This is a genomic window from Lacinutrix sp. (assembly GCF_029238095.1).
Taxonomy (GTDB): domain Bacteria; phylum Bacteroidota; class Bacteroidia; order Flavobacteriales; family Flavobacteriaceae; genus Lacinutrix.
This window is the reverse complement of record NZ_JAQWGS010000009.1, coordinates 36,689-44,288: the sequence shown is the minus strand read 5'-3', so window position 1 is coordinate 44,288 and position 7,600 is coordinate 36,689. Positions and strand designations below refer to the sequence as shown.

Annotated in this window: 7 protein-coding genes; 5 read left to right on the top strand and 2 right to left on the bottom strand. The window is 33.5% G+C overall.

Features of this window, described 5'->3' with window-relative positions; genetic code table 11:
- On the bottom strand, window positions 1–2,468 hold a 2,468-nt coding region (locus P8H50_RS03075), incomplete at its 3' end, for a PKD domain-containing protein (RefSeq protein WP_300205488.1).
- A gap of 26 nt (window positions 2,469–2,494) precedes the next feature.
- Window positions 2,495–2,965 (bottom strand): hypothetical protein, encoded by a 471-nt coding sequence (locus P8H50_RS03070; RefSeq protein ID WP_300205486.1) that lies wholly within the window; start codon window positions 2,963–2,965, stop codon window positions 2,495–2,497.
- Window positions 2,966–3,226: 261 nt separating this feature from the next.
- Here P8H50_RS03070 and folE point away from each other — a divergent pair, with 261 nt between their 5' ends.
- From folE to P8H50_RS03045, 5 genes are all read left to right on the top strand, one after another.
- Window positions 3,227–3,904 (top strand): GTP cyclohydrolase I FolE, encoded by a 678-nt coding sequence (gene folE, locus P8H50_RS03065; protein WP_300205485.1) that lies wholly within the window; start codon window positions 3,227–3,229, stop codon window positions 3,902–3,904.
- 46 nt (window positions 3,905–3,950) lie between these two features.
- Complete coding sequence (gene cysS / locus P8H50_RS03060; protein ID WP_300205484.1) at window positions 3,951–5,432, top strand: cysteine--tRNA ligase; 1,482 nt, start codon at window positions 3,951–3,953, stop codon at window positions 5,430–5,432.
- Window positions 5,433–5,474: 42 nt separating this feature from the next.
- On the top strand, window positions 5,475–5,696 hold the full coding sequence (gene yidD, locus P8H50_RS03055; protein WP_300205483.1) for a membrane protein insertion efficiency factor YidD: 222 nt from the start codon (window positions 5,475–5,477) through the stop codon (window positions 5,694–5,696).
- Window positions 5,697–5,894: 198 nt separating this feature from the next.
- A complete protein-coding gene (lgt, locus tag P8H50_RS03050) occupies window positions 5,895–6,836 on the top strand; it encodes a prolipoprotein diacylglyceryl transferase (protein WP_300205481.1) in 942 nt (313 codons plus the stop codon).
- Entirely contained in the window at window positions 6,833–7,330 is a 498-nt protein-coding gene (locus tag P8H50_RS03045) for a DUF192 domain-containing protein (RefSeq protein WP_300205478.1), read from the top strand. The genes lgt and P8H50_RS03045 overlap by 4 nt, the downstream gene beginning before the upstream one ends.
- Window positions 7,331–7,600: the final 270 nt, after the last annotated feature.

Below are 7,600 nucleotides of genomic sequence, written 5' to 3'. Positions count from 1 at the left end.
CCGTTTGAAACTGTTCCTGTAGCAGCATCAATTAACGCGCCATCTGTTGGTACTGGATTAAAAGTAAATACACCTCCAGTGTCTCCTGTAATTGTAGCTGTTCCACCATCGCATGAGGCTGACATGGTGAATGTGGAGTCTTCTAATGGTAAAATTGTGACATTTTGTGTAGAAGTGTCTGGACAAGCGCCTACTGTAGTATATTCTATGGTGTAAGTTGCGCTTGGTGTACCATTTGTAATGGTTCCTGTTGCAGTATCGATTACTGCTGCATCTGTTGCTGCTGGATTGAATATAAAAGTTCCGCCTGCATCTCCTGTTATATTTGCTGTTGCTCCATCACAGGTTGGTGTTAATGTAAAACTTGGGTCATCTGTAATTATAACAGTTACTGTTTCTGATTGTGTGGCAGAACAACTTCCACCAGTGGTGTATTCAACAGTATAACTTGTTCCAGAGACACCATTAGTAATGGTTCCTGTACCAGCATCAATAACTGCGGTATCTGTTGGCGCAGGATTAAATGAAAATACACCTCCTAAATCTCCTGTTATATTTGCTGTTGCACCATCACAGGTTGGTGTTAAAGAAAATGCTGCATTACCATTTGAAAAAGTAATTATTACACTATCGGTAACTGTACAACCAGCATCGACAATTGAAACACTATAAGTTCCAGAGTTTGGTGATGAGACTGTAAGTGTTGGATTTGTTTCTCCTGTTATATCACTACCATCAAGTTGCCATTGATAAGTTGCAGATCCTGAAGCAACAGTAGCATCTAAAACTACATTTGGGTCTCCTATGCATAAATTTTGATCTGGACCTAAGTCAACACTGACAGGAACAGAAACAACAACGTCATCTGTTACAATTACAATATCACCATTACAATTTGTGTAAGTTACTCTAGCTGTATATGTTGTTGTTGAAGAAGGACATACGTTAAAGGTTGGTGAAGTTGAAATCACTGCGCCAGTATCATCTAACCAAGCAAATTCTACGACACTAGGTCCTGCAGGTGTAAAACGCCACGCTTCATCGTTTGCGGTCCATGGTGAATCTGACACATTTCTTCCTGGTGGAACAAACGCATTATTTCCTGCATCATTTTGAATACCAACTGCTGCTCTTCCTCCATTAAATGTAGTACAAGCAGGACTGTCTCTAATATAAATATCAATTACATTTGTAGTTTCATACATTACAGCCATGTGAGTTGCCTCTATGCTATTGCAAGAATAAAGAGGTACTTCAAAGAAAGACACTGCTAAGACTCTATTTGGTGCAGCACCAATAATTTCCCATCTAATTTCATTTGTGTTATTTACAGAAGGATCAATATCATGTACTGGTGTAAAAATATTAGCTTCTCCTAGAGTATCATTAGTGTTGTTTGGTAAATTATCTCCTGCTCCTAGAAAATAACCATTTGACAAATCTGAAGCGTCTACATCAAATCTAATAACTCCATTTGAACCTACTTGGAATTGCGTTTCTGTATTTGTGAAAAAGCAAAAATCAAAAGGCATATTTTCTACGCTTCCCCATCTATCATCTACATTTGTATTCACTGAATTTGTGAGTCCATTAAATGAAAATGGAGGTACAAAAACAATTGGTGTTACATTGTAAGTGTTGGTTAATCCTATATCAAGGTAACTCGCTGTTATATCCACACAACCTGTTGTACAATCTATAGAAACATCATTTCCTGCATCAACACTTGGATTTCCAGGACTAGAAGCACCAGCTATGACTTGAAGGTTTATATTGTTTGTACTTGAACATCCATTGGGATTTGTATCTGTAATAATTAAGGTTACATCAAAAATACCTGCTGTGGTGTAAGCATGAGTTACTGATTGACCTGTTACTGTTGGTGTTCCATCTCCAAAATCCCAAGTATATGTTGCTCCAGCACCTGTATTTGAAAAAACACCATTACCATTAAATGTTATAACCTCATTAAGATCTGCTTCAACCTGACCAGCGCCATTTACAGTAGGAGAGGTACTATCTATAACAGCGGTAATAGTTTGACAAGGTTCGAAACAAGAAATTGTTGCTGACCATCCAGTTGTTGTAACCGATCCATCAGACACAAAAGTTATTGTTAAACATCCTGTAGCGTTTGCACCACTAGCCTCTACAAGACCTGGGTTATTTGCTGCTCCACCTCCAGAGAAAGTTCCTAAAACAGGTGCTGTAATATCATCTCCATCATAAATGGTCATAACATCTGTAAGTTGGGTACTGAAAGAATTAAAATCTAATTGTAATATATCTCCAGTATTCTGTGGACATATAGTATATGTAAAATCTTCGTTACTTGAATAGTTAGCTGGACCACCTGAATCTGTAAAGGTCCCAGCACATTGGTTAGAATTTCCATTTTGCATCAAAATATCTTGTGAAAATGAAACACTTGAGATTAGTAAGGCTAATATTATAGATAATTTCTTCATTTGAAATACTTTTTTTTTGAAAAACTTTAGTTGTGCTGAGGCTTAATGTTTATTAGAAAATTGGTGTTATCTATTCTGTAAGTCATAACATTTTCATTTCTAGAATAAAAATCGAAACTATATTTGAGAACGTTAAAATTATTAGCGTCGAAAAAAGAATCCCTTGTAAGTCCTTTATTATAATTGTTAAAAAGTGGAACCGAAGAAAGTGGCTTATAAGGAGACAAATCTTTTCCTGGATGCTCCTGAATTACAACCCTATTTCTTAGTATATGCTTAATATCCTTTACACGTTGTGGTCTATTTAGCACTAAAATTTCTGCTTGATCTCCATAAACTTCGTTTATAAAAGATAATTCTTTGGCAGTAAGTGGTGCTTTAATATTTTCTCCATAATTAATTACCTTGAGAGGTTGCTGCTTTGAAGACTGTGCAGTTACACTTAAAATATTAACTGTAAATAATAACACTAATGTGTAAAGTAGTTTGAGTTTCATATATAAATACTTTTGTTTAAGGATGCTAAAAATAGCAAAAAAAATATTAACTTTTAGTTAACTATAGAATGATATATAGATATAACAACATAAATTAAAAAACTCCTACCTAGTGACACTCATGTTTTATTACTTATCTTTGCAAACTGAATATTAAAAGAAACATTAGCACCTTTTTTTCAATAGAGTAATGCTGAAAGTATGGTTTACTTTTAACGACTATTGTAAGCATAATAATTATTTTAGATAGAATTTGAACAGATGAAAATTGAGAATACTACAAATTTAAACGATGAATTGGGAGAAAGCCACGTTGGCACATCTTCTGACACACCTATGAAATCTGATGCTTTTAAGCTTTCAGACAAAGAAAAAATAGAATTAATTCAAGACGACGTTCGCCATATTATGGAAACTTTAGGTTTAGACCTAAATGACGACAGCTTAAATGGCACTCCAAAACGTGTTGCAAAAATGTTTGTAAATGAAATTTTTGGAGGCTTAAATCCAAAGCTGAAACCTTCAGCCTCTGTTTTCGATAATAAATATAAGTATGGCGAGATGCTTGTTGAAAAAAACATAACCGTTTATTCTACCTGCGAGCATCACTTACTACCTATTGTAGGAAAAGCACATATTGCTTATGTTTCTAATGGCACTGTGGTTGGTTTATCTAAAATGAATCGTATTGTAGACTATTTCGCGAAGCGTCCGCAAGTACAAGAACGCTTAACTATACAGGTGGTTAAAGAACTTCAAAACGTATTAAATACTGAAGATGTAGCCTGTGTAATTGATGCTAAACACTTATGTGTAAATTCTAGAGGTATTCGCGACATAGAAAGCAGCACTGTAACCTCAGAATTTGGCGGAAAATTTAAAAATAAGGAAATAAAACGTGAGTTTTTAGATTACATTAAATTAGATACTAAATTCTAATTTTAACGTTTATTATTTCAAAAAAAACTTTAATAAGATTACTCTAATGCAACCTTACAATAATCAACAGATTAAAATCTATAATTCCTTAACAGGGAAAAAAGAAATTTTCGAGCCTATTAATAATGGTTATGTTGGTATGTATGTATGTGGACCAACAGTTTACAGCAATGTACACCTAGGTAACGTGAGAACGTTTATGTCTTTTGATATGGTATTTCGTTATCTTAAACACTTAGGATACAAAGTACGTTACGTTAGAAATATTACAGATGCAGGACATCTTGAAAACGATGCAGATGTTGGTGAAGACAAGATTACTAAAAAAGCACGCTTAGAGGAAATAGAACCTATGGAAATAGTACAGCGTTATACTGTAGACTTCCATAATGTAGTTGCTACTTTTAATTTATTACCACCAAGTATTGAACCAACTGCAACAGGACATATTATTGAACAAATAGAACTAATTAGCTCTATTATAGATAATGGTTTTGCTTACGAAGTAAATGGATCTGTGTATTTTGATGTACATAAATACAATGAAACTAACGATTATGGTATATTAAGTAAGCGTAAACTTGAAGACCTAATTCACAATACACGTGCTCTTGATGGACAAAGTGACAAGAAAAATCCTCAAGATTTTGCGCTTTGGAAAAAAGCTGAACCTACACATATTATGCGTTGGCCTTCGCCTTGGAGCGATGGTTTCCCAGGTTGGCATTTAGAATGTACTGCAATGAGCACGAAATATTTAGGCGAACAATTTGATATTCATGGTGGTGGTATGGATTTAAAATTCCCTCATCACGAATGTGAAATTGCACAAAACAAAGCAGCAAAAGGTCAAGATCCTGTAAAATACTGGATGCATGCTAATATGTTAGAACTTAATGGCTCTAGAATGAGTAAGTCTTCTGGAAACTATATAAATCCTGCTGAGTTACTTTCTGGCAAAAACGACATCATGTCTAAGGCTTACAGTCCAAGTGTTATAAGGTTTTTTATGATGCAAGCAGCCTACAGAAGTGTTTTGGACTTAACAGATACTGGACTTTTAGCCAGCGAAAAAGGCTTTAACAGATTAATGAATGCTGTAGATGATTTGCAAAACTTAAAAACATCAAACACATCATCTTTTGATGTTAAAGAATGGAAACAAGCATGTTATAACGCCATGAATGACGATTTTAATACTCCTATTTTAATCGCTAATCTATTCGAAGCTGTCACTCAAATTAATGCTATAAAGGAAGGAAGCGTTACTATAACAAAAGAAGATTTAGATACTTTTAAAACAGCAATTCATGTTTTTGTATTCGAACTATTAGGTTTAAAAAATGTTCAAGAGTCTGAAGAAGGTACAAACAAACTTTCTGGCGCTGTTGAATTACTTATAAAATTAAGACAAGAAGCTAGAGCTAATAAAGACTTTGCTTTATCTGATAAGATTCGTGATGAATTAGCAGAAGTAGGCATAACACTAAATGATAGTAGAGAAGGCACTACTTTCTCTACTAATTAATAATTTGTTATTACTGCTTTTAAAGTAGTGACAAAGAATAACATGAAAAAAGCACTTATCGCTCCTTTTTTATTTATTATAAAAGTATATCAAACTTTTATATCTCCTTTTACACCAGCTACGTGTAGATACCAACCTACTTGTTCTCACTATGCTAAAGAAGCATTAGAAAAACATGGCTTTTTAAAAGGCATGAAATTGAGTATAAAACGTGTTTTAAGTTGTCATCCTTTTGGCGGAAAAGGATATGATCCTGTTCCTTAAAAGAATGACAACTTGCCTTTGCACCTACTCGCACATTCGCTAAAAATGTACACTGTACATTTTCTTTGCGCTCTGTCGCCTTTTGGCGGAAAAGGATATGATCCTGTTGCATAAAATAAATAAATTCTGTTAATGATTTGTGATATACTTAAATAAATTCAGCATAAATACTATATTTACAGTCATAAAAAACAGACTATGTACTTATTAGAGTTCAACTGGAATCCTATTACTGGAATTGATATTGTTGGAAATTTCAAAATTCATTTTTACAGCTTAATGTGGGTAATCGCCTTTATTTTAGGGTGGAATATAACAAAGCATATTTTTAACAGAGAAAACGTAAAAATAGACTATTTAGATCCTTTATTTATTTATACTGTTTTAGCAACTATGTTTGGTGCTCGAATTGGACATGTTGTTTTTTATCAGCCAGAATTATTTTCTCAAGACTTTTTTAGTGTTTTCTTACCTTTTAAATTTGCAGGAGGTTTTGAGTTTCAAGGTTTTTCTGGTCTAGCGAGTCATGGTGCTGCTATTGGTATTATTGTAGCTATGTTCTTTTACCGAAGAAAATACAAATACAATTCGCTCATGTGGATTTTAGATCGCATAGTAATACCTGTAGCTTCTGGCGCAGTATTTATAAGAATAGGAAACTTTATTAACTCTGAAATTATAGGTAAAGTAGTCTCAAAAGATTTCCCATTAGGTGTGCGTTTTATTCAAGAAGAGTATGCTAAAAAAGAAATTGTAAAATTAACAGGCATTGAAAATTATAAAGAAGCTTATCAAGCAGTATCAAACAACCCTAAATTTTCAAGCTTGCTCGAAGCGGTTCCATTTAGACATCCTGCACAGTTATACGAATCGTTTTGCTATATTTTTGTGTTTTTAATTCTACTCTATTTTTATTTAAAATCAGACAAAGGCAATCAGCCTGGTTTCTTATTTGGGTTGTTTCTAGTATTATTATGGACTGTACGTTTCTTTGTAGAATTCTTTAAAATAGCACAAGTAGATGGACGTGACGATTATATTTGGTTTATGAATACTGGACAAGTATTAAGTATACCGTTTATAATAATTGGTCTTTACTTTATGTTTTCTTACAAACAAAAATCTACTTATAAATCATGAAAAATTTAAAGACAGCACTAGTTTTATTACTATTAAGCATAACTTTTACTAGTTGTAAAAGCGAGCCAAAATCTATTAAACAAGCTGAAGTTGTTTTTAAAAAGGAAGGAGAGCTTACTTTATACAAAAGTAATAGAGACAGTATAATTACTACATTAGATATAGAAATTGCTGAAACACCTTTCGAAATTCAAACAGGCTTAATGTATAGAGACTCTATGAAAAAAAACCAAGGCATGTTGTTTGTGTTTCCAAACCTTCAAGAGCTTAGTTTTTATATGAAAAACACACGTTTTCCTCTCGACCTTATTTTTCTAGACCATAACAAAACAGTAGTAAGTTTTCAAGAAAATGCTCAACCTTTAGACGAGTCTTCTTTACCATCTCATGCTATGGCGCAATTTGTATTAGAAGTTAATGCTGGCTTAGCCCAAGACTGGCTTCTGGAAGTTGGTGATAAAATGGATTATTTTATATTTAAGGCTGAAGAGTAAATCTGTACTTTTATTGATTTTGTTTTAAAGTCAAGTCCAAAATTAATTGTAACCATTAAAAATATACAAGCCTTATTTATAATACCATCTAACTAATCTAAACCTAATACTTAGCAAGTACATGCGTTAAGGATTGAGGCTTTGTTGGAGCTCCTCGCAGAGAGCGACTGCCGAAAGCCTAACTTTTTATGATCCTGCAAGGTTTTAAAAACCTGGCAGATATGAGTAAAAAGAAACGCCCAAAATAATATTAGAACTAAAAAAACCTTT